Source organism: Fibrobacter sp. HC4, from assembly GCF_023373925.1.
Classification (GTDB): domain Bacteria; phylum Fibrobacterota; class Fibrobacteria; order Fibrobacterales; family Fibrobacteraceae; genus Fibrobacter.
Genome location: NZ_JALCZV010000012.1, coordinates 97,959 through 118,446, shown reverse-complemented (window position 1 = coordinate 118,446; position 20,488 = coordinate 97,959). Strand labels below are relative to the sequence as shown.

Here is a 20,488-nt window from a genome sequence, read left to right as displayed (position 1 = left end):
ATGGTGACCCCGGGTGACACCGTCACTATCCACACCACTCTGATCGCTCCCGTCGCAATGGAAAAGCAGCTCCGCTTCGCAATCCGCGAAGGTGGCCGTACCGTTGGTGCTGGTTCTGTAACCGAAATCATCAAGTAAGGAATTTACAATGGCTGGTGAACGCATTCGTATTCGCTTGAAGAGCTTCGATCATCGCATGATCGACCGCTCTGCTCAGGACATCGTGAATACAGCTAAGAACACTGGTGCCCGCATTGCTGGCCCCATCCCTCTCCCGACGAAGATTCAGAAGTATACGGTGCTCCGCTCTCCGCATATTGACAAGACTTCTCGTGAACAGTTCGAATCCCGTACGCACAAGCGTCTTATCGACATCCTTGATGCTACTCCGCAGACTGTAGATTCCCTCATGAAACTTGACTTGCCCGCAGGCGTTGAAGTCGAAATTAAGGTTTAATAACAATGAACGGTATTCTCGCAAAGAAATTGGGAATGACCCAGGTATTCACGGAACAGGGCGAATGCGTTCCTGTTACGGTTCTCGAAGCCGGTCCGTGCGTGGTCGTTTCCCACAAGACAGAAGAGAAGGATGGCTATACTGCTGTCCAGATCGGCTTTGGTCTCAAGAAGGAACAGCGTGCCAATAAGGCAGAAATCGGCCATTTCAAGAAGGCTGACGTTGCTGTTCGTGAACACCTCGCTGAATTTGATGTCGCTGATCTCGAATCCTGGCCGGTTGGCAAGGAATTTGGTGCTGCTGATTTCGCTGACGTTAAGGTTGTCAACGTTTCCGGCATCTCTAAGGGTCACGGCTTCTCTGGTACCATCAAGCGCCACAACTTCCACAGCGGTCCTCGTTCCCACGGTACTCACAATATGCGTGAACCGGGTGGTACTTCCGCTCACTCCTATCCGGGCCGTGTTTTCCCGGGTAAGCGCATGGCTGGTCAGTTCGGTAACAAGAAGGTTACCGTTAAGCACCTCCAGGTCGTTAAGGTTGATGGCGACCGCAACCTGATCTTCGTCCGTGGCGCAGTCCCCGGTGCTAAGAACAGCATTATCGTGGTGAGGAAAGACTAATGGCTAATGCAAAGCTCTTCGCCGCTACTGGCGATTTTAAGAATGATATTCAGCTCCCGGCAATGTTCGACGTGGAAGTCAACAAGGTTTGCATGTACTTGCATATCAAGGCTATCCTGAACAACAACCGTCAGGGCACTGCTCAGACCAAGAACAAGTCCGCCGTTAGCGGTGGTGGTCAGAAGCCGTGGAAGCAGAAGGGTACCGGCCGCGCTCGTTCCGGTCAGAACACCTCTGCAGTTTGGGTTCGTGGTGCTAAGGCTCACGGTCCGAAGTCTCACGACTACTTCGAAAAGGTCAACAAGAAGGTTAAGAAGATCGCTTTCCACTCTGCTCTCTCTGCTAAGGCAGCTGAAGGCAAGGTGATGGTGTTCGAAGCTCTCAGCTTCGCAGCTCCCAAGACCAAGGATCTCCTCTCCGTTCTCGCTAAGGCTGGTCTGGAACAGCGTAACGCTCTCTTCCTGGTTAGCGAAAAGGATCAGAACCTTTACCTGTCCTCCAACAATATCCCTTGGTGCCGTTGCGCTCGCGTAGCCGACGTTAACACCTACGATATCGTTCGTGCCAACAACGTTGTTATCTCTCAGGCTGCACTCGCAGAACTTGAAGGAGGCCGCTAATGGCTGAAATTCACGAAATCCTCGTTGCTCCGCACATTACCGAAGACGCTGCCAAGGTTATGGCTGCATCCAAGGATGTGAAGAAGTACGTTTTCAAGGTTGCCAAGTCTGCCACCAAGACCGAAATCAAGGAAGCTATCGAAAAGCGTTTCAACGTTTCTGTTGACTCCGTCAATACCTTGATCAACCGTGGTAAGATGAAGCGTGTCCGTATGGGCATGGTTGCTGGCAAGAAGTCCAACTGGAAGAAGGCCTACATTACTTTGAAGGCCGGTCAGTCCATCGCTGAGTTCGAAGGAGTATAATCATGGGTTTGAAGTCTTATCGCCCGCTTACCCCGACGCTTCGTTACAAGCAGATTGGTGACCGCAAGGAAATCACTGCTGACAAGCCGTACAAGCCGCTTACCAAGGGTATCAAGCGTAGCTCTGGCCGTAACAACGCCGGTGAAATCACTTCCCGCCGTCGCGGTGGTGGTCACAAGAAACTGTATCGTCTCATCGATTTCAAGCGTCAGTTCGCAGGTGTCTCCTGCGTCGTCGAAACTATCGAATACGATCCGAACCGCACTGCTCGCATCGCTCTCGTCAAGTACGAAAACGGCAAGCGCTGCTACATCATCGCACCTGCAGACGTTAAGGTCGGTGACGTTCTGAATTCTGGCGAAGGTGCCGAATTCCGCGTTGGTAATGCTCTTCCCATCCGCGAAATTCCGCTGAACACCATTATCCACAACATCGAAATGAAGCCGGGCAAGGGTGCCCAGATTGCTCGTTCCGCTGGTGCCGGTGCAGAACTGGTTGCTAAGGATGGCAAGCTGTGCCAGGTCCGTCTGCCGAGTGGCGAAGTTCGCTACATTCCGGAAGACTGCCTCGCTACCGTTGGTCAGGTTTCCAATATCGATCACATGAATGAATCCTCGGGTTCTGCAGGCCGCTCTCGCTGGCTTGGCATTCGCCCGTCTGTCCGCGGTGTCGTTATGAACCCGGTCGATCACCCCCTTGGTGGTGGTGAAGGTCGTACCTCTGGTGGTCGTCATCCCTGCTCTCCTTGGGGTAAGAACTCTAAGGGTGCAAAAACTCGTAACAATAAGCGTACCGATCGTTTCATCGTTCGTCGTCGTCAGAAGAGGGCCTAATTCATGTCTAGATCCCTTAAGAAAGGTGCGTTCGTGGATTCCCACGTTCTCGTCAAAGCTCAGGCCATGGCCGGTTCCGACAAGAAACAGGCTATCAAGACCTGGTCCCGTCGTTCTACCATCATCCCCGATATGGTCGGACTTACTTTCTCCGTGTACAACGGTAAGCAGTTCATTCCTGTCTATGTAACCGAAAACATGGTCGGTCACAAGCTGGGTGAATTCTCCCTGACCCGTACTTTCAAGGGTCACCGCAAGACTGAAACTGTCGGAGGCAAGAAATAATGCAAGCTGTAGCTAAAGTGAAAAACGTCCGTTACGGTGTCCGCAAGCTGCGTCGCGTTGTCGACCTGGTTCGTGGCAAGTCCGTTGCAGAAGCATTCGCAATGCTCTCTATCCTCCACACGCAGACCAAGGGCGCTCCCCTGGTTGAAAATGCACTGAAGTCCGCTGTTGCTAACTTCAAGCAGAAGTCCGCTTCCGCTGTTGCAGCAGAAGAACTGGTCATCAAGACCATCACTGCTGACGGTGCAACCATCATGAAGCGCATCCATCCGCGTTCCCAGGGCCGTGCTTTCCGTATCGAAAAGCCGCTCTCTCACATCACAGTCGTTGTGGCCAACAAGGAGTAATTAAAATGGGTCAGAAAACTCATCCGAATGGTCTTCGTCTTGGCGTCATCCGCGGCTGGGAATCCAAGTGGTATGCCGAAGACAAGTTTGCAGATCTTCTTTATGAAGATATCATGCTCCGTCGCTACTTGATGAAGCGCTTCGAACATGCTTCCCTGTCCAAGGTTGGTATCGAACGTACCGTCAAGAAGGTGAATGTTAACCTCTTTACTGCCCGTCCGGGTATCGTGATCGGCCGTAAGGGCGAAGAATTGGAGAAGCTGAAGGGCGAACTCCAGTTGATCACCGGTAAAGAAATCTATATTAACGTCCAGGAAATCAAGCGTCCGGAAACTGACGCTAAGCTGGTTGCCGAAAATATCGCTCGTCAGCTCGAAAAGCGTATTTCCTTCCGCCGCGCTATGAAGCGCGCCATCCAGTCCGCTATGCGTATGGGTGTGGAAGGTATCAAGGTGCAGTGCGGTGGCCGTCTCGGCGGTGCTGAAATTGCTCGCGTTGAAAAGTATGCTGAAGGTCGCGTGCCTCTGCACACTCTGCGCGCTGACATCGATTACGCAACTGCGATTGCCAAGACCGTTTATGGTGCCATCGGTATTAAGGTGTGGATCATGCACGGTGAAAAGATTGGTAAGGACGTCATGTCTGACAACAAGAGAGAGAAGTAATTATGCTGAGTCCTAAAAGAACATTACATCGTAAGCAGATGAAAGGCCGTATGAAGGGTATCGCTTCTCGCGGTAACTCCATCGCCTTCGGCGAATTCGGCATTCAGGCTCTCGAAAAGTGCTGGCTGACTGCTCGCCAAATCGAAGCTGCTCGTATCGCCATGACCCGTAAGATCAAGCGCGGTGGCCGCGTTTGGATCCGCGTCTTCCCCGACAAGCCGATCACCCGCCATCCTGCAGAAGCTCGTATGGGTAAGGGTAAGGGCGCTGTCGAATTCTGGGCAGCCGTGATCCTCCCGGGCCGCATCATTTTCGAAATGGGTGGCGTCGAACGCGAACTGGCACTGGAAGCTCTCCACGTGGCAGCTCAGAAGCTCCCCCTCAAGTGCAAAATCATCGAAGAATCGGAGATCTAATGAAGGCACGTGAATTAAAGGAACTGGGTGTTGACCAGCTCAAGGAAAAGCTCGCTCAGTTGAATCTCGATTTGTTCAACTACCGCATGGCTGCAAAGCTTGGTAGCTTGGAAAAACCCTCTTTGATTCAGGCAACCCGCAAGGATATTGCTCGAGTCAAGACCATCCTCACCGAAAAGGCCAAGGCTTAAGCCAGGCAGGAGCAGGAAATGGATAGAAACCTTCGTAAGGTTAAGCAGGGCGTTGTCTCTTCCGACAAGATGGATAAGACCATCACGGTTGTGGTTGAAAACCGCAAGCGTCACCCGATGTACAACAAGATCATGACCACTACCAAGAAGCTCAAGGCTCACGATGAAAACAACGAAGCCCAGGAAGGCGACTTGGTAGAAATCATGGAAACTCGTCCCCTCTCTGCAACTAAGCGCTGGCGCTTGGTTCGCATTGTGGAAAAGAAGAAATAATCTTTTTGGAGTAAGGCGAATATGATTCAAGAAGAAACCAGACTCGTCGTGGCCGATAACAGTGGTGCCAAGGAAGTCGCCTGCATCCGTGTTTTGGGTGGCACAAACCGTCGCTATGCTAGCATCGGTGATGTCATCAAGGTAGCCGTTAAGGACGCTATCCCCCAGAGCAAGGTGAAGAAGGGTTCCGTGGCAGACGCAGTAGTCGTCCGCACTCGTAAGGAAATCGCACGTCCGGATGGAACTTTGATCCGTTTCTCCGACAATGCAGTGGTTCTCATCAATAAGGAAGGTGAACCGCGTGGAACCCGTATTTTTGGACCGGTGGCTCGTGAGCTCCGCGACAAGAAATACATGAAGATCATCTCCCTCGCACCTGAGGTTCTCTAATGGCTAACATCAAGAAGAATGATACCGTCAAGGTGATTTCCGGTGCCAACAAGGGCAAGACCGGCACCGTGATTAGCGTCAAGGCAGGCAAGGTGACCGTTAGCGGCGTTAACGTTTGCAAGCGTCACGAAAAGCCGAGCCAGACCAACCAGACCGGTGGCATCATCGAAAAGGAACTGCCGATCGACATTTCCAACGTGATGCTTCTCGAAGGCAACACTCCGGTACGTACTCGCATCGTTCGCGAAGCTGGCAAGAAGGCTGTTCGCGTGAGCGTTAAGTCCGGTAAGGCTCTGTGAGGATTACAATGAACCAGATGAAGCAATTTTATCTCGAAAAAGTCGTCCCGGCCTTGCAGCAGAAGTTTGCCTACAAGAACGTGATGATGATTCCCCGCCTCGAAAAGATCGTGATCAACATGGGTGTTGGCGCTGCCTCCCAGAACCGTAAGGTTCTCGACGAAGCTGTGGATACCCTGACTGCAATCACTGGTCAGAAGGCTATCGTTACCAACGCTAAGAAGGCTGTTGCTAACTTCCACCTCCGTGAAGGCATCGGTATCGGCGCTAAGGTCACTCTCCATGGCGAAAACATGTGGGACTTCCTCTACCGCTTTATCAACGTGAACCTGCCTCGTGTTCGTGACTTCCGTGGTCTCGCACGTCGTGGTTTCGATGGTATGGGTAACTTTACCCTCGGTATCAAGGAACAGACCATCTTTGTTGAAATCGACATCGACAAGATCTCTCGTACCTTCGGTATGGACATCTCCTTCGTTACCTCTGCAAAGACTGACGACGAAGGCCGTGCTCTCCTCGAAGAACTTGGACTCCCCTTCCGTAAGTAAGGTAATACCATGGCTAGCACAAGAATGATTGAAAAATGCAAGCGTACTCCGAAGTATACCGTTCGTGGGTACAACCGTTGCAAGCGTTGCGGTAGGCCGCACGCCTTTATGCGCCGCTTTGGCCTTTGCCGTATTTGCTTCCGCGAAATGGCCCTGGCCGGCGAAATCCCCGGTATCACTAAGTCGTCTTGGTAAGGAGAGTATACTCATGGCAATGACAGATCCTATCGCCGATATGCTCACCCGTATCCGCAATGCCTCTACGGCAAAGCTCCCCGTGGTGGACATTCCTGCCAGCAACCTGAAGCGTGAAATCGCTCGCGTTCTGCAGGAAAAAGGTTTCATTAAGAAGTTCGTCGTAGTTGAAGACGGTAAGCAGGGCATCCTCAAGGTCCTCCTCCGCTACACTAACGGTGAATCCGCAATCCAGGGCATCCAGCGCGTGTCTACCCCGGGTCTTCGTCACTACGTTGACGCAGCCAAGCTTCCGCGCGTTCGCAATGGCCTCGGCTTTGCTATCATCTCCACCTCTAAAGGCGTCATGACTGACCACGAAGCTCGCAAGGAAAATGTGGGCGGCGAAGTCATCGCAAAGGTTTGGTAAAGATGTCCCGTATCGGTAAAGCTATTATCAACGTCCCGGCAAACGTTAAGGTTGCCATCAATGGTCAGAACATCAAGGTTGAAGGTCCCCTCGGCAAGCTCGAAGCTGACGTTCACGAACTGATTGCTATCAAGTTCGAAAACAACCAGCTGTCCTTCACCCGTCCTGACGACCAGAAGTTCACCCGTGCAATTCACGGCACCACTCGCGCTCTCGTTGCCAACATGGTTGAAGGCGTGACCAAGGGTTTCGAAAAGGTTCTCGAAATCGTTGGCGTTGGCTATCGTGTTGAACAGAAGGGCAAGGACTTGAACCTCGTTCTCGGTTTCTCTCATCCGGTTATCTTCCAGGCACCGGAAGGCGTGGAACTGAAGGCTGTTGATCCCCTGAAGATTTCCATCAAGGGTATCGACAAGCAGAAGGTTGGCCAGGCTGCTGCTGAAATTCGCAAGTACCGCCGTCCTGAACCGTATAAGGGCAAGGGCATTAAGTACGCTGGCGAAATTGTCCGTCGCAAGCAGGGTAAGAAGACAGGTAAATAAGGGTAAACTATGACTGCAATTGCTAAGAAAAGAATCCAGTCCAGAATCGCACGCCACGCTCGCGTACGTAAGTCTGTTGTCGGAACTGCAGAATGCCCTCGTTTGGCTGTTCGCCGTTCTTTGTCTCACATGGTCGCCCAGATTATCGATGACGCAAACAACAAGTCTATTGCTCAGCTCACCACTACTTCCAAGGATTTCCAGGGCAAGTTCGGTGAAATGACAAAGACTGAACAGAGCAAGCAGCTCGGTCTTTTGATTGCTGAAATCGCCAAGTCCAAGGGCATTGAATCCGTGGTCTTTGACCGCGGCGGTTACATCTATCATGGTCGCGTTCAGGCCCTTGCAGAAGGTGCTCGTGAAGGCGGCCTGAAGTTCTAATGAGGTACACTTTGGAACGCGAAGCTCAAGTTTCTGAATTTGAAGACAAGGTTGTACACATCAACCGTTGCGCCAAGACCGTTAAGGGCGGTCGTCGTATGTCTTTCTCCGCTCTCGTTGTCGTTGGCAACAAGAATGGTAAGATTGGTGTAGGCCTCGGCAAGGCTAAGGAAGTTTCCGAAGCTATCCGTAAGGGTACCGAAGCTGCTAACCGTAACATCGTCGAAGTCCAGCTCCTGGACGGCACCATCCCTCATGACATCGAAGTCAAGAGCGGTGCAACCCGCATCCTCCTGATGCCGGCTGCTCCGGGTACTGGTGTTATCGCCGGTGCTGCTGCCCGTGCAGTTCTCGAACTCGCTGGCGTGCGCAACATTCTCACTAAGATTCACGGTTCTTCCAACCCCAGCACCGTCGTTCGCGCTTGCGTCGAAGGCCTCCTGGCTCAGAAGAACAAACAGGACTGCGCTGCACTGCGCGGTGCTAACGCCTAAGGGGTAATACAATGAAGAAAGTTCGTATTACTTTGATCAAGGGTATCGTCCGTCGCCTCCCGATGCATCGTGCAAACGTTGCTGCTCTCGGTCTGCGCAAGATTGGACAGTCTGTTGAACACAATTTGACCCCCTCCATCCAGGGCATGATCAATGCTGTGGCTGACATGGTAAAGGTCGAGGAGATCTAAGATGGAACTCAATACTCTCAATCCTGGCAAGGCCAAGGTCGTAAAGCGCAAGCGTATCGGCCGTGGTCCGGGTTCCGGTTGGGGCACCACTGCTGGCCGTGGTCAGAAGGGTGCTGGTGCTCGTAAGAGTGCTAAGGCCGGTCGTGTCGCTTTTGAAGGCGGCCAGATGCCTATTCACCGTCGTATCCCGAAGCGCGGCTTCAAGCACGCTGGTGTCGAATACCAGATCGTGAACCTGAAGAAGCTTGCTTCCTGCAGCGTCGTCGACTTCGATGCACAGTCTCTGTTCGATCAGGGCTTCATCCGTAACGTCGAACTGCCGGTCAAGGTCCTCGCTTTTGGTGCCATCGATAAGGCTATCAACGTAAAGGTTAACGCTATCAGCGAAAAGGCTAAGGCCCTCATTGAAGCTGCTGGCGGCAAAGTCGAGATCATCTAATGGAAGCTCTCAAGAAAGCTATTGATGCGTTCGTCAATGCCTTCAAGATTGAAGACCTGCGTAAGAAGTTGCTTTTTACGCTTGGTCTTTTGATCGTTTATCGTATTGGCGCTCACATCACCATCCCCGGAGTGAATTCTGCCGTTCTGGCGGAGTTCTTCCGTAATTCAAACAACTTGTTCGGTCTGTATGACTCCTTCACTGGCGGTGCTTTCGCTAAGGCCACAGTGTTTGCGTTGGGCATCATGCCGTACATCAGTGCGAGCATTATCATTCAGTTGATGGGCTCTGTTATTCCCGCCATCCAGATGTTACAGAAGGAAGGTCAGGAAGGACGCGCTAAGCTGAACCAGTATACTCGCTACTTCACGGTAGCCTTGGCTGCTCTGCAGGGATGGGGCATTTCTGTATGGCTTTCCTCCCTGAAGGTGACTACCGCTACTGGTGCTGGCGTGTCGGTCCTTGCGGACGACTTCGCTTCTGGCGCCGGTAACGTCGGCTTCCGTTTACTCGCTACCCTGACCTTCACTGCTGGTACGATTTTTGTGATGTACCTTGGTGAACAAATCACCTCTCATGGTGTGGGTAACGGTATTTCTCTTATTATTTTCGCCGGTATCGTCGGCGGCCTCCCGAGGGCCGTTATGGCTGAAGCGGAAATGTTGAAGGAAGGCATTCATCCCCTGGCATTCGAAGTAATGATCCTTGCCATCGTGGTCCTGATTGTCGGCTTCATCGTCTTCGTGGAACAGGCGACCCGTCGAATTCCTCTACAAAGTCCTCGCCGTACTGTCGGTAGTAAGGTCGTAGGTGGTCAGTCTAGCTATCTGCCTTTCAAGGTGAATACCGCTAACGTGATCCCCGTGATCTTCGCCTCTTGCATCATGTTCATTCCGGCAATGATTGCATCTTGGTTCCCGAACGTTACAGCGATGCAGAGCTTTGCATCTATGTTTATCCCCGGCCACATTTCTTACAGTGTGGTGGATGCACTCCTGATTATCTTCTTCACCTTCTTCTACACAGCAATTCAGTACAACCCGAATGATATTGCTGAAAATCTGAAGAGGTCTGGCGGATTTATCCCTGGTGTACGTCCGGGTAAGCAGACTGCAGAGTATATTGACCACGTTTTAACTCGAATTTCTCTGCCTGGGGCACTTTATCTCGCTTTTATTAGCGTTGTTCCCCTGCATTTGAAAAACGAACTCAATATGACTTTCTATATTGGGGGTACCTCGGTACTTATCGTGGTTGGTGTTGCACTTGATACACTTCGTCAGCTCGAAGCTCAGTTGCATACCAAAAATTATGAAGGTTTCTTGAAAAATGGCCGCATCCGCGGCAGGATGGCTAACTAGTGGCTAAAGAAGAAGGAATTCAAGTAGAAGGCGTTGTGTTGGAAGCCCTTCCCAACGCTTTCTTCCGCGTTCAACTCGGAAATGGTCACGAAATTCTGGCCCATGTTTCAGGAAAAATGCGTCGGCATTTCATTAGAATTTTGCCTGACGACAAAGTGTTGGTAGAAATTTCTCCCTACGATTTAAATCGTGGAAGAATCACTTACCGTTACAAGTAATAGGTATTTTCAAAGAAGGTCAAACCTATGAAAATCAAAGCCTCCATCAAACCCAGATGTGAAAACTGCAAGATCATCCGTCGTAAGGGTGTATTGCGCATCATCTGTTCGAAGAACCCCCGTCACAAGCAGAAGCAGGGATAAGGAGATCGTATGGCACGTATCGCTGGTGTCGATTTACCGAAAAACAAGACTGTTGAATATGGTCTGACGGCAATTTATGGTGTCGGTCTGTTCACCGCTCGTAAGGTCTGTGCTCAGTTGGGCATTGACAAAGACAAGAAGTGTGATGACCTGACTGAAGAAGAACAAGGTAAGGTTCGTCATCTCCTGGAAGACGAATACTCTGTGGAAGGTCAGCTTCGCGCAGAAGTTACCCTGAACATTAAGCGTTTGCAGGATATTGGTTGCTACCGTGGTATCCGCCACCGCAAGGGCCTCCCGGTCCGCGGTCAGCGTTCCCGCACCAATGCCCGTACTCGTAAGGGCCCGAAGAAAACTGTGGCTAACAAGAAGAAGTAAGGAGTCTCATCGTGGCTGAAGAAGTAATTAATGAAACTGCTGCCGCTGTAGAAGCTCCGGCTGCTGAAGAAGTCAAGGTTAAGAAGGGCAAGAAGCGTATTGACCTCCAGGGTATTGCCTGCGTGTTCGCTTCCTTCAACAATACAATCGTTTCTATCACCGACGCTCGCGGTAACGTTGTAGCTTGGGGCTCTCCCGGTAACTCCGGCTTCAAGGGCTCTCGTAAGAGCACTCCGTTCGCTGCTCAGCTGGCTGCTGAAGTTGCTGCTCACAAGGCATTCGACCTCGGTATGCGTAAGGTGGATGTCCGCGTCAAGGGCGCAGGTGGTGGTCGTGAATCCGCTGTCCGTGCTATCAAGAATGCGGGCCTCGAAGTTCTCTCTATTCGAGACGTGACGGGCGTTCCTCACAACGGTTGCCGTCCTAAAAAGAAGAGAAGAGTCTAATCTAAAGAGGTATCGCCAATGATGTGGAAATCACTTCAGATGCCGCGCAGCTTCCAGAAAGTGGAAACCGGCGAAGACGGCCGCTACGCTAAGTTTGTCGTAGAAGCCTTGGAACGTGGCTGGGGTATCACCCTCGGTAACGCTCTCCGTCGTACGCTCCTTTCCTCTCTGCAGGGTGCGGCTATTGTCTCCGTGAAAATCGAAGGCGTTGACAAGGAATTTTCGACGATTCCGGGTGTTAAGGAAGATGTCACTGACATTATCCTGAATCTTAAGAGCATCCGCGTTAAGCTCCTTTCCGACCACGACGAAACCCTTCGCCTGGATATGTCCGGCGACGGCGAAGTCACGGCTAAGGACTTCATGGACAATCCGAATGTCGCTATCCTGACTCCGGATGTTCATATCGCAACATTGAACGGTAACGCTTCGCTGTCTCTGGAAGTTAAGATTTCCAGCGGCCGTGGCTACGTCACTGCTGACGAATTGAAGGACAAGGACGCTCCGATCGGCGTAATCGCCATGGACGCCAACTTCAATCCGGTGCAGAAAGTAGCAATGCACATCAGCGATACCCGCGTTGGCCAGAAGACGGACTACAACCGTCTGGAACTTGAGATTACGACTGACGGTTCCATCGATCCGGAAGATGCTTTGGCTTATGCTGCAAAGCTCCTGGTCGATCACCTGGAAATCTTCATCAACTTCGAAGGCGATCTCGAATCTCCCGAAGAATTGGAGATGGACGAAGAACGTCAGCGTATCGCTCAGCTCCTGCGCACCCGCGTGGACGATCTGGAACTTTCCGTTCGCTCCAGCAACTGCCTCCGTATGGCAAACATCCATACCGTTGGCGAACTTGTGCGCAACAAGGAAAACGATATGCTCAAATACAAGAACTTCGGTCGTAAGTCCTTGGTTGAACTTAATGAAGTATTGACCTCCATGGGCCTCAGCTTTGGTATGGACGTCGATGACTACTTGAAGGATTAAAAATGAGACACGGTGTAAAAAACAAGAAACTCGGCGTTAACGCCCAGCACAAGCGTGCCATCCTCCGCGCTCTTACCACTTCCATTCTTGGAAAGGGTATGGAAGCCGAACAGGGCAACCGCTACGTGCGCACCACTCTCCACAAGGCTAAGCTCGTTCGTAGCTGCGTGGATCGCATGATCACTTATGCAAAGAAGGGTGACCTTTCTGCACGTCGTGAAGCTGCTCGCTTCGTGATGGACCCGAAGGTTCTCCAGGATTTGTTCAACACTATCGGCCCGCGCTATGCTTCCCGTAACGGTGGTTATACCCGTATCCTGAAGCTCGGCCCGAACCGTGCTGGTGATGCTGCTGAAATGGCTCTCGTCGGTCTCGTCGAAGACGAAATCGTCGTTAAGGCTAAGAAGTCTGCAGAACCTGCAAAGTCTGAAACCGTTAACATGGTTGAAGGCGAAGGCAAGTCCGTCTAATCGATCTTTTGCAATCGGTTTAAAGAGCCCAGTCCTATGACTGGGCTTTTTTATTTTTACCCATAACTCCGGCTGCTTTATTTTTGTATTTTTCGTTCAACATGCCGAAAATTATTTCACTTATTTTGCTTTGCATTCTTTCTGCTTTTGCAGAGACATCAATGCTTAGTTCTTCGTTGTCCACTTCTAGTAAGGGTGCGCCTTCCCGTAGCACAGTTTCTCTTCAGCCGGCCTTTGCCGAAGTTCAGGTGGATTCTGCTTATGTTCTTGGACCGGGTGATTTTTTGGACTTGATGCTTGAAGACAAGTATCTCACCGTTCAAATTTATCCGGATGGTTCCGTGGCTATCGAGGAATGCGGTTCGGTCAATATTGGTGGAAAAACCCTGTCCGAGGCCCAGACCTTGATTCTTGATCTTGTGGCTAAACGTTATAACCGCGAATATTGTTTTGTCCAGCTTTCCGCTCTCAAGAAGTTCCGTGTGAATGTGATGGGTGCCGTAACGACAATCGGTCAGCAGGTGGTTGAACCTCAGACCAGGTTGAGCTTTTTCATTAGACAGGTTGGTGGTGTTCTTCCCAATGCCAACAAGGAAGATATCTGGGTCCTGCGTGGTAACGATACCCTGCATGTGAACTATAATGCAATGTCTTCGTCGGGTGATTTCGAACAGGATGTCATGCTGGAACAGGGGGACAAGATTTATGTTCCCTTTGTCGCTATGGGCGATAACATTGCGCTGATTTTCCCGGGGTATCGTACTAGTGTGGCCTTCCAGGAAGGAAGGACTTTGCAGGATTACTTTGAGCTTGCCGGCGGTACCCGTATGCATAACCTAGGTTACAAGGCGGTCTGTGTCCGCGAACCTGGAAAGGCTCCCCGCTGGATTACCCTTTCTGAAATGAAGCTGACCCAGATTGCGCCCAATACCGAAGTGGAATTTTCTGTGCAGGAAATGCTGGTCTATGTGGGTGGCGCCGTAAATGCCATTGGCCGTTATCCGTATAATCCCAGCTGGCATGCGCTGGATTATGCCGCCGCTGCCGGTATCAACACCATTGCCGGTTCCTGGAACCAGATTAGGGTGTGGCGTGGTAACAAGCCGACGGCCCTTACCCTGAGCGTCACTGAAGATCAGATTCTCCCGGGCGACTATATCGAAATTCCTAAAAGCCATTACGAATCTTTTAAGGATTTCACCTTGTTCCTGGCCTCGCTGCTATCGGTGGTTTCGTCTACATTTATCATATACATGAGTTACAAGTAGTATGGTTACTGAAAATCAGAAAGACATGACTTTATTGGAATGTGTGCTGAAGATGGTCAATAGCTGCCTTTCGCACAAGTTCCTGTTTATGGTTACGCTTTGGCTTCCTGTGTTGGTAGCTTTTGTATTGGTGATGTGGGTTATCAAGCCTGAATATTCTGCCGAGGCTGTCGTAACTCCGCCTAACGGTTCTGGAACTTCTGCCGGAAGCCTCAGCAAGTTGCTGGATGGTGCCGGTGGTCTGTCTTCTATGTCTTCCCTGCTGGGAGGGGGTGATGACGGCAAGAACATTGTCTGGACTTATTTTAATTCGTGGGAACTGCACAACAAGGTTATCGAGAAGTTCAACCTGGCAGACCATTACGAATTTGACGGGAACTTTCATGCAGACTTGCTGAAACTTTTCCGCAAGAAGTTTTCTCTGGAAGAAAACGACGAAGAAATGTTCCACGTGACTTTTGTCGACGAGGACCATAAGCTTGCCGCAGACATTTTGAGTTTCATGCTGGCCAACGTGGACTCCATGTACAATTCCTTCAAGACGACTCAGGCCCGCCAGTCTAGGCTGTATATGAACCAGCGTCTTGAAGAAGTGATGGTCAGGTTGGATTCCCTGGAAAGGGAATTTGTGAATTTCCAGCAGAAGAACCATGTGTATGATCCTGAAGTGCAAGTTGAAGGTACAATGAAGTATCTGGCTAGCCTGCAGACTGATTACAATGTGGTGTCTCTTGCGCTTGATAAGGAACGCGTAGAGCATGGCGAAAATACCAAGCTTTACCGCGAACTGAATGAACGAGTCAAGAAGGTGGAAAACACCAGAAACCAGGCCCTCGGTGGAAGGCAGAGCAATATCGGTGTGCTTTCTCTGAGCAAGGTTCCCGGGCTGGCTGCCGAATATACCAGAATGGAAAAGGAAATCAGGATGCAGGGGGCGATTTATACTTTCTTGAAGCAGGAAAGCGAACGTCTCTATATCGAAGAGAGCAACCTGATGTCTAATCTGATTGTGTTGTTGCCGCCTTGGGATAACGACAAGAAGATTCGACCGCTGCGTGGTGTTACCCTGGTGTTCGTATTCTCTCTCAGCTTTATCCTGGCTGTTTCCCTCTGCTGCTTTATTGAATATTGCCGCAGCGTGGATCCTGAATCTAGCCTGGGCAAGGAAATCAGCAAGTTCTCTCGCAAGATTAGATTTAAGTAGTCGCGAAACGGTTTTCTGGTGGAAGCTTATTACGTTTCAATCGCCTGTGCCTTATCGGCAATTCTCTGCATTGTGTATGTGGGGGCCCTGAAAAGGGATTTTTTCCACCCGACCGTTTTCTATGTCTTTTGCCAATGCGTCACGTTGGGAATCTCGTACCTGAAGATTTCCCCGTCCATGAGCGATTTCAAGATTGTTACCTGGTTTGCCTGGCTCGGTGCCATGGCTGCGTTTATCCTTGGTTCCATGGCCTATTACTTGATAAAGCCGGAAACGGTCGAGCTGGAAAAGAGCCGGACCATGGAAGTGGGGCGGGAATACAACTGGAAATTGCACTTTGTCTTCTCGCTGATTTTTGTGGCCATTTTTGCTGTGGGTGCGTTCCTTGTATCTCGAGCTATGGGCGGAATGTACCTTATGAGCGTGGGGCAGAAGACTTTAAGGAGTAGCGTTCAGGCGTCGGCCTTTGCCAATGTCAGCTTTGCCAGTTCCCCTTTTGTGGTGGTGACGCTGATGGTCGCCTCCTTCAAGTCTATCAATCCCTATAAGTGTATCAGGATTGCTTCATTCATTCTGGCGATTTGTGTCATTATATTATCTGTATGCGTGTACCCTGGACGTAATGCCCTATTCCTGTGCCTGGGCTCTTCCTTTATTCTTTTTCACTATCTAAAGAAACGCATACCGACCAAGGCGATTATCATGGTGATCGTCCTTGCCATCTCATCTTTCGTGGCGGTAGGTCTTGTCCGTTCGCAGTATGGAAGTTCCTCGCTGGAAGGGATGGGCTTGAAGTACGTGATGACCTTGCCCTATAATTACATTGCCAATAACTATTGGAATCTTGATTATGCGGCAAATCCCCCTAACGATAGGGAAATACATCCGTATACTTACGGCCTGGACATGGCGGGTGCCCTTGTGGAATATACGGGAGCGCCGGGTGGCTTTAGGTCGTCTTACGGGTGGGATGACGTCTTCAATGACCGCATCATGAAACAGCGCGGCTACAATACTGTTAGCTACTTGTGGGAAGTCTACAAGAACTTTGGAATTGCAGGCTGTATATTCTTCCCGTTTTTCGTTTCGTTCCTGATGTCGTTCCTTTATGAACGCATGAAGGTTTGCTGTCGCCCCCAGATGTTCGTACTGATGGCCCTGTCCATCTACCATGTGGGTTGGAGTTTCTTTGTAGGTGGCTTTAAGCTGGGCCATGTCTGGCTCTGGGTCTACCTTATCGCATTTATGCATTTCGCCTGCAAGAGAAGGCGCAGGCCGGCTGTTGCACAAACGGCTGAGCTAGATTCGCTTGAGCTTGCTAAGAATTAGGTTCTTGCAGGAATGGCGTTCGTCGGCGTTAAGGCCGAATATCCATGTGGCACCGATGACTGCTGTTGCCGATATGGCAGAAAGCACGACAAAGCGTACGACGCCCTGAACGGGGATTTCTGCGCTGGCGAGGGAGATGCCGCCTGCCACTGACGAAACCAGGATGATGGGCCAGATGACCTTACCCAGATATCGTTTGAGGGGCAGGTGGATTTTGTCTTGCATGTAGGCGGCGCGCCAGAAGAGTACCACGAGGTTGATGGCGAAGCGCACCACGAAAACGTAGACCGGCGAGTAGTTCAGGTAAAGGACCAGCACACAGAGGGGAATGTTCAGGAAGGTGATTGCTGTTTCGATGATGTAGTAGTTGCGGACCTTTCCTGTGGCGAGAATGGACATCCATTGGGGGCCGGCGATGGAATCGGTCAAAACAAAGAGGATCATCCACTTGACGAAGGACGTGGCGTATTCGGGCACTTCTACAAGCCAGATGCTGAAGATGAAATCGATGTTCAGCAGCAGCGGTGCCGCGAAGATGAACATCAGGAAATAGGAAAATTTCGAGACCCGTATGACCAGGGTGGAAAGGGATTCGAATTCTCCGTTTGAGTACTGCTTGACAATTTGGGGATTGCTTGCCGTCTGGAAACTGGCGACCAGCTGGTTCGTTGCCTCGGCGACACGGTTGGCGATTCCCATGGCGGCATTCAGGGTAACGCCGTGGAAAATGTTCAGGATGAAGTTGATGCCCTGGGATTTGCAGATGGAGGTGACGCCGCCAAAGGTACACCACCCGGAGAAGGAGGCCATTTCCCTGAAGAGCTGCCTGTCGCGCTCAAAGCTGTATCTGCAATGCTGGCTGAAGTTTCGCTTGCAGTAGACGGCGTAGGATAATTGCACGATGACGCAGACGGCGAAGGCCAGCGCCGCATAGGCGAGGAGCTTGTCGGCGTTGATGATGACCAGCATGTAGACGATGACCAATCTTAGCAGGGCGTTGACGATGCTGATGCCTGCGATAAAGGACATTTTCTCGTTTGCGATGATCAGCGCGTTGTAGGGGATGAAGACAATGCCCAGAAGGGTGCTGCCGATGGAAAACTGGTAGACAATGTTTGCGATTCCGATTCGGCCTTCGGGAATGTTCAAGTTATGGTTCAAGAAGTAAAGGCCCACGGTTTCTGCCAAGATCAGCAGGACCAGCGAGATTCCCACATGGATGTTCATGGCTGCCGAGAAGACTTTTGAAACCCTTTCAAGGTCTTTTTGGCCCAGGGCGAAATTCAGGTAGCGCTGGGTGGCCAGGGTCATGGAGGCAATCAGGAACGAGAAGGCGGCAGCGATGCTTCCGACAATTTCAAAGATTCCGAAGTCCGATACGCCCAGGTACTTGAGTACGATTCTTGACGTATAGAGGGAGACGACCAGGGTGAACGCCATCCTTATGTAAAGGAAGAGGGTATTCTTGGCGATGCGTCGGTTTACTTGTGACGGCATAGGATTCTTCTCTGGATGGACAGCTTAATTTTAAAAAGGTAAAGTACCGAGAACAGCCTTGCCTGACAGAGGCTGAGTTTAAGCAGGTCCTTCTTGCTGAAACATTCTCGGTTGAATCGCCTCAGTGCCTTTTGGCAGACATCCAGGTTGATAAATTCCAGGAAGTTCTTTCGGGTGGCGAAATAGGAATCCCGATTCTGCGGGTTGATGTAATACTGGATCAGGGAGGCCCATATGATTCTCGCGAAATCCGTGTAGACCCAGGATGTGTAAGTCTCGGTGGGGATGCCGTAGGCTTCGGCGATGGGGAGTTGCTGCAGGTACAGCTCACTGTTGGCGAGAATGGATCCGAAATCCTTTCGGACGGACTGGGAAAGGGAACTTTCCGATTCGCGATAGTGGTAGAAGGGGCGTGCCAGGTAAGATATTCTTGGACGTTTGCAAAGGGCGTTCAGGAAGAACATCCTGTCTTCGCCAAGAGAGATTCCCGACCTGAATTTTAAATCATTTTTCTTTAAAAAATCAGCTCTGTAAAATTTGCAGCAAACACCAATAATGATTCCGCAGTGGAGCGGATTTGTCTGTACCGCATTTTTGATCAGTTCGACCAGGTTCTCGCCTTCGAAATGGCCGATGTCTTTGGGGAATGCCTTGAAGTTCTGTTCCGAAGTGGCCGTGTTTCGATAGTTTTCGAAGATGGTAATGTCGGAATTTTGGGCTACGGCGTAGTTGTATAAACTTTCCAGTGTGTCGGTATCGAACCAGTCGTCGGAATCGAGGAATACGATGTAGTCGCCGGTTGCGTTCTGGATGCCGAGATTGCGGGCTTCCGAGACGCCCTTGTGGTCTTGTTTTAGAAACTTGACGCGGGTGTCGGCGGCGTAGCTGTTGCAAAGCTGGATGCAGGGGGCGACAGTTTCGTCTTTCGATGTGGAGCCGTCATCGATGATGATCAGCTCGATGTCCCTTAGCGTCTGCCCTAACAGGCTCTCGATACACTGCTTGAAAAAATCGGGAGGCGTGTTGTAGGACGGCGTGATGATACTGACTTTGGGCATGATTTTTTTTATATTCGCTAGGGTTCTCAGTAATTTAAAAAATTAATCCACCAGAAGAATAACAGGCATGGCATCCAACGAAAGAAATTACGGAATTGATTCACTGCGCATTGTTTCGATGTTCATGATTGTCATGTTGCATGTGCTGGGGGCCGGGGGCATCCTGGCCAAATCCGCCTGGGGAACCGCCCACTATTTTGCCGCCTGGGGTGTGGAAAATCTGATCCTCTGCGCGGTAAACTGCTACGCCCTCATATCGGGATTTGTCGGGGTTTATTCGAAGTTCAAGCTGAAGAATATTGTGTCGCTCTGGTTCCAGGTGGAATTCTATTCGCTGGGAATCGCGGTTGCGCTTTACTTGCTTGCTCCGGGCGTTTTCGGGACTGGCGATCTGGTAAAGTCGGCGTTGCCGGTGCTTTTTGAACGTTACTGGTATTTTTCGGCCTATTTCTGCATGTTCTTCTTTATGCCGTTCATGAACCGTTTTGTGCTGGAGGCGCCTAAGGATCTGCAGAAGAAATTCCTGGCCCTGTGCTTTGTGTTGTTGGCAGTCTTGCCCACGATTGTCGATGAGGATGTATTCCATTCCATGAACGGTTACAGTGCGCTGTGGCTTGCCGTGATGTATATCCTGGGGGCTTATATGCGCCATCATGGGGCTTGGCTTGGCAAGAGCAAGTTGTTCTGCGTGAGTGTCTTTGCGGTTGCCGTGGGCTGCAATCTGCTGGCGAAATATGGGCTGGCCTTTTTGTCGATTCGCCTGACGGGTTCCGAGAGCATTCACACCAATGTGCTGCTGGAATACACGTCCCCTACGATTATCGTGGCTTCGGTAATGCTTTTGATCCTGTTTTCCAGAATTAAATGGGGGGCCTGCGGGGCCGCTGTCGTAAAAGTTCTTGCGCCCCTGACTTTTGGGGTTTACCTGATTCATATGCAGCCCATGGTTTGGCAGTATCTGGGCGAGGCTCCCTTTTCCTGGATTTTGGAACAGCCGGTATACAAAGCTACCCTTTTATTTATAGGTTTGGTTGTCGGCATCTATGTATCTTGTTCTGCAATTGAATTTATTCGTAGAACGTTCTTTAAAATTTTGAGGGTTTCTACCCTAGAAAATCTGGTTTCCGAAAAGATTTCCGCCCTGTGTCGCCGATTGCTCGCCTTTTTTTAGGTCAGACGCATTTTTTCGTAGACAAAAATTCCCTTTGTAACGATAAAT

The 20,488-nt window shown here is 50.8% G+C and carries 35 protein-coding genes and 1 pseudogene; 33 read left to right on the top strand and 3 right to left on the bottom strand.

Annotation, left to right across the window (positions count from 1 at the left end):
• The 29 genes and pseudogenes from tuf to rplQ all read left to right on the top strand — a co-directional run.
• Window positions 1-138, top strand: a pseudogene (tuf, locus tag MMG03_RS09590) (elongation factor Tu); the annotation flags it as partial.
• 10 nt (window positions 139-148) lie between these two features.
• The gene (rpsJ, locus tag MMG03_RS09585) at window positions 149-457 is read left to right on the top strand and encodes a 30S ribosomal protein S10 (protein ID WP_014546117.1); all 309 of its coding nucleotides are present in this window, start codon (window positions 149-151) and stop codon (window positions 455-457) included.
• Between the two features lie 5 nt (window positions 458-462).
• Window positions 463-1,080: a 50S ribosomal protein L3 gene (rplC, locus tag MMG03_RS09580; protein WP_073159181.1), complete on the top strand. Its 618-nt coding sequence runs from the start codon at window positions 463-465 to the stop codon at window positions 1,078-1,080.
• Window positions 1,080-1,700, top strand: coding sequence for a 50S ribosomal protein L4 (rplD, locus tag MMG03_RS09575; RefSeq protein WP_073159179.1), 621 nt, complete (start codon window positions 1,080-1,082; stop codon window positions 1,698-1,700). The genes rplC and rplD overlap by 1 nt, the downstream gene beginning before the upstream one ends.
• Window positions 1,700-2,005, top strand: coding sequence for a 50S ribosomal protein L23 (gene rplW, locus MMG03_RS09570; protein ID WP_073159177.1), 306 nt, complete (start codon window positions 1,700-1,702; stop codon window positions 2,003-2,005). The genes rplD and rplW overlap by 1 nt, the downstream gene beginning before the upstream one ends.
• Before the next feature lie 2 nt (window positions 2,006-2,007).
• Window positions 2,008-2,838: a 50S ribosomal protein L2 gene (rplB, locus tag MMG03_RS09565; RefSeq protein WP_073159175.1), complete on the top strand. Its 831-nt coding sequence runs from the start codon at window positions 2,008-2,010 to the stop codon at window positions 2,836-2,838.
• A 3-nt stretch (window positions 2,839-2,841) separates the two neighbouring features.
• Window positions 2,842-3,123, top strand: a complete 282-nt coding sequence (rpsS, locus tag MMG03_RS09560; RefSeq protein ID WP_073159173.1) for a 30S ribosomal protein S19 — start codon at window positions 2,842-2,844, stop codon at window positions 3,121-3,123.
• A complete protein-coding gene (rplV, locus tag MMG03_RS09555) occupies window positions 3,123-3,470 on the top strand; it encodes a 50S ribosomal protein L22 (RefSeq protein ID WP_073159171.1) in 348 nt (115 codons plus the stop codon). The genes rpsS and rplV overlap by 1 nt, the downstream gene beginning before the upstream one ends.
• 5 nt (window positions 3,471-3,475) lie before the next feature.
• The gene (gene rpsC, locus MMG03_RS09550) at window positions 3,476-4,135 is read left to right on the top strand and encodes a 30S ribosomal protein S3 (RefSeq protein ID WP_073159169.1); all 660 of its coding nucleotides are present in this window, start codon (window positions 3,476-3,478) and stop codon (window positions 4,133-4,135) included.
• A 2-nt stretch (window positions 4,136-4,137) separates the two neighbouring features.
• Window positions 4,138-4,551: a 50S ribosomal protein L16 gene (rplP, locus tag MMG03_RS09545; RefSeq protein WP_073159167.1), complete on the top strand. Its 414-nt coding sequence runs from the start codon at window positions 4,138-4,140 to the stop codon at window positions 4,549-4,551.
• The gene (gene rpmC, locus MMG03_RS09540; RefSeq protein WP_073159165.1) at window positions 4,551-4,742 is read left to right on the top strand and encodes a 50S ribosomal protein L29; all 192 of its coding nucleotides are present in this window, start codon (window positions 4,551-4,553) and stop codon (window positions 4,740-4,742) included. Before rplP ends, rpmC begins: the two co-directional genes overlap by 1 nt.
• Before the next feature lie 18 nt (window positions 4,743-4,760).
• Window positions 4,761-5,015: a 30S ribosomal protein S17 gene (gene rpsQ, locus MMG03_RS09535; protein ID WP_073159163.1), complete on the top strand. Its 255-nt coding sequence runs from the start codon at window positions 4,761-4,763 to the stop codon at window positions 5,013-5,015.
• A gap of 21 nt (window positions 5,016-5,036) precedes the next feature.
• Window positions 5,037-5,405, top strand: a complete 369-nt coding sequence (gene rplN / locus MMG03_RS09530) for a 50S ribosomal protein L14 (protein ID WP_073159161.1) — start codon at window positions 5,037-5,039, stop codon at window positions 5,403-5,405.
• Window positions 5,405-5,704, top strand: coding sequence for a 50S ribosomal protein L24 (gene rplX / locus MMG03_RS09525; protein ID WP_073159159.1), 300 nt, complete (start codon window positions 5,405-5,407; stop codon window positions 5,702-5,704). The genes rplN and rplX overlap by 1 nt, the downstream gene beginning before the upstream one ends.
• An 8-nt stretch (window positions 5,705-5,712) precedes the next feature.
• A complete protein-coding gene (rplE, locus tag MMG03_RS09520; RefSeq protein WP_073159157.1) occupies window positions 5,713-6,252 on the top strand; it encodes a 50S ribosomal protein L5 in 540 nt (179 codons plus the stop codon).
• 9 nt (window positions 6,253-6,261) lie between these two features.
• Window positions 6,262-6,447, top strand: coding sequence for a type Z 30S ribosomal protein S14 (locus tag MMG03_RS09515; protein ID WP_072799949.1), 186 nt, complete (start codon window positions 6,262-6,264; stop codon window positions 6,445-6,447).
• A gap of 13 nt (window positions 6,448-6,460) precedes the next feature.
• Complete coding sequence (gene rpsH / locus MMG03_RS09510) at window positions 6,461-6,856, top strand: 30S ribosomal protein S8 (RefSeq protein WP_073159155.1); 396 nt, start codon at window positions 6,461-6,463, stop codon at window positions 6,854-6,856.
• A 2-nt stretch (window positions 6,857-6,858) separates the two neighbouring features.
• Entirely contained in the window at window positions 6,859-7,398 is a 540-nt protein-coding gene (rplF, locus tag MMG03_RS09505; RefSeq protein ID WP_073159153.1) for a 50S ribosomal protein L6, read from the top strand.
• 9 nt (window positions 7,399-7,407) lie between these two features.
• Entirely contained in the window at window positions 7,408-7,779 is a 372-nt protein-coding gene (rplR, locus tag MMG03_RS09500; RefSeq protein WP_073159151.1) for a 50S ribosomal protein L18, read from the top strand.
• Window positions 7,779-8,273 (top strand): 30S ribosomal protein S5, encoded by a 495-nt coding sequence (gene rpsE, locus MMG03_RS09495; protein ID WP_073159149.1) that lies wholly within the window; start codon window positions 7,779-7,781, stop codon window positions 8,271-8,273. Before rplR ends, rpsE begins: the two co-directional genes overlap by 1 nt.
• Window positions 8,274-8,284: 11 nt before the next feature.
• Window positions 8,285-8,464, top strand: a complete 180-nt coding sequence (gene rpmD, locus MMG03_RS09490) for a 50S ribosomal protein L30 (RefSeq protein WP_073159148.1) — start codon at window positions 8,285-8,287, stop codon at window positions 8,462-8,464.
• A 1-nt stretch (window position 8,465) separates the two neighbouring features.
• On the top strand, window positions 8,466-8,903 hold the full coding sequence (gene rplO, locus MMG03_RS09485; RefSeq protein WP_073159146.1) for a 50S ribosomal protein L15: 438 nt from the start codon (window positions 8,466-8,468) through the stop codon (window positions 8,901-8,903).
• Entirely contained in the window at window positions 8,903-10,264 is a 1,362-nt protein-coding gene (secY, locus tag MMG03_RS09480) for a preprotein translocase subunit SecY (RefSeq protein WP_073159144.1), read from the top strand. Before rplO ends, secY begins: the two co-directional genes overlap by 1 nt.
• Window positions 10,264-10,482, top strand: a complete 219-nt coding sequence (gene infA, locus MMG03_RS09475; RefSeq protein ID WP_014546098.1) for a translation initiation factor IF-1 — start codon at window positions 10,264-10,266, stop codon at window positions 10,480-10,482. Before secY ends, infA begins: the two co-directional genes overlap by 1 nt.
• Before the next feature lie 27 nt (window positions 10,483-10,509).
• The gene (gene rpmJ / locus MMG03_RS09470; protein WP_014546097.1) at window positions 10,510-10,626 is read left to right on the top strand and encodes a 50S ribosomal protein L36; all 117 of its coding nucleotides are present in this window, start codon (window positions 10,510-10,512) and stop codon (window positions 10,624-10,626) included.
• A 9-nt stretch (window positions 10,627-10,635) separates the two neighbouring features.
• Window positions 10,636-11,004: a 30S ribosomal protein S13 gene (gene rpsM, locus MMG03_RS09465; RefSeq protein WP_073159142.1), complete on the top strand. Its 369-nt coding sequence runs from the start codon at window positions 10,636-10,638 to the stop codon at window positions 11,002-11,004.
• A gap of 26 nt (window positions 11,005-11,030) precedes the next feature.
• On the top strand, window positions 11,031-11,450 hold the full coding sequence (gene rpsK / locus MMG03_RS09460) for a 30S ribosomal protein S11 (protein ID WP_073159201.1): 420 nt from the start codon (window positions 11,031-11,033) through the stop codon (window positions 11,448-11,450).
• An 18-nt stretch (window positions 11,451-11,468) separates the two neighbouring features.
• Window positions 11,469-12,443, top strand: coding sequence for a DNA-directed RNA polymerase subunit alpha (locus MMG03_RS09455; RefSeq protein WP_073159140.1), 975 nt, complete (start codon window positions 11,469-11,471; stop codon window positions 12,441-12,443).
• Between the two features lie 2 nt (window positions 12,444-12,445).
• A complete protein-coding gene (gene rplQ, locus MMG03_RS09450; protein WP_073159138.1) occupies window positions 12,446-12,913 on the top strand; it encodes a 50S ribosomal protein L17 in 468 nt (155 codons plus the stop codon).
• Window positions 12,914-12,947: 34 nt separating this feature from the next.
• On the opposite strand, the gene MMG03_RS09445 is transcribed toward rplQ, so the two are convergent.
• Complete coding sequence (locus MMG03_RS09445; RefSeq protein ID WP_249269449.1) at window positions 12,948-13,097, bottom strand: hypothetical protein; 150 nt, start codon at window positions 13,095-13,097, stop codon at window positions 12,948-12,950.
• Between MMG03_RS09445 and MMG03_RS09440 the strand changes: the two genes are divergently transcribed.
• Genes MMG03_RS09440 through MMG03_RS09430 form a run of 3 tightly spaced genes read left to right on the top strand, consistent with a single transcriptional unit; the run spans window position 13,075 to window position 16,714 of the window.
• A complete protein-coding gene (locus MMG03_RS09440) occupies window positions 13,075-14,181 on the top strand; it encodes a polysaccharide biosynthesis/export family protein (RefSeq protein WP_249269450.1) in 1,107 nt (368 codons plus the stop codon). The two genes, MMG03_RS09445 and MMG03_RS09440, sit on opposite strands and share 23 nt — an antisense overlap.
• A 1-nt stretch (window position 14,182) precedes the next feature.
• On the top strand, window positions 14,183-15,385 hold the full coding sequence (locus MMG03_RS09435; RefSeq protein ID WP_073159134.1) for a hypothetical protein: 1,203 nt from the start codon (window positions 14,183-14,185) through the stop codon (window positions 15,383-15,385).
• A gap of 18 nt (window positions 15,386-15,403) precedes the next feature.
• Window positions 15,404-16,714: an O-antigen polymerase gene (locus MMG03_RS09430; RefSeq protein WP_073159132.1), complete on the top strand. Its 1,311-nt coding sequence runs from the start codon at window positions 15,404-15,406 to the stop codon at window positions 16,712-16,714.
• On the opposite strand, the gene MMG03_RS09425 is transcribed toward MMG03_RS09430, so the two are convergent.
• A complete protein-coding gene (locus MMG03_RS09425) occupies window positions 16,685-18,211 on the bottom strand; it encodes a lipopolysaccharide biosynthesis protein (protein WP_073287108.1) in 1,527 nt (508 codons plus the stop codon). The two genes, MMG03_RS09430 and MMG03_RS09425, sit on opposite strands and share 30 nt — an antisense overlap.
• A complete protein-coding gene (locus tag MMG03_RS09420; protein WP_249506160.1) occupies window positions 18,196-19,269 on the bottom strand; it encodes a glycosyltransferase in 1,074 nt (357 codons plus the stop codon). Before MMG03_RS09420 ends, MMG03_RS09425 begins: the two co-directional genes overlap by 16 nt.
• A 67-nt stretch (window positions 19,270-19,336) precedes the next feature.
• On the opposite strand from MMG03_RS09420, the gene MMG03_RS09415 reads away from it, so the two are divergent.
• Window positions 19,337-20,440: an acyltransferase gene (locus MMG03_RS09415; RefSeq protein WP_073287114.1), complete on the top strand. Its 1,104-nt coding sequence runs from the start codon at window positions 19,337-19,339 to the stop codon at window positions 20,438-20,440.
• Window positions 20,441-20,488 lie beyond the last annotated feature (48 nt).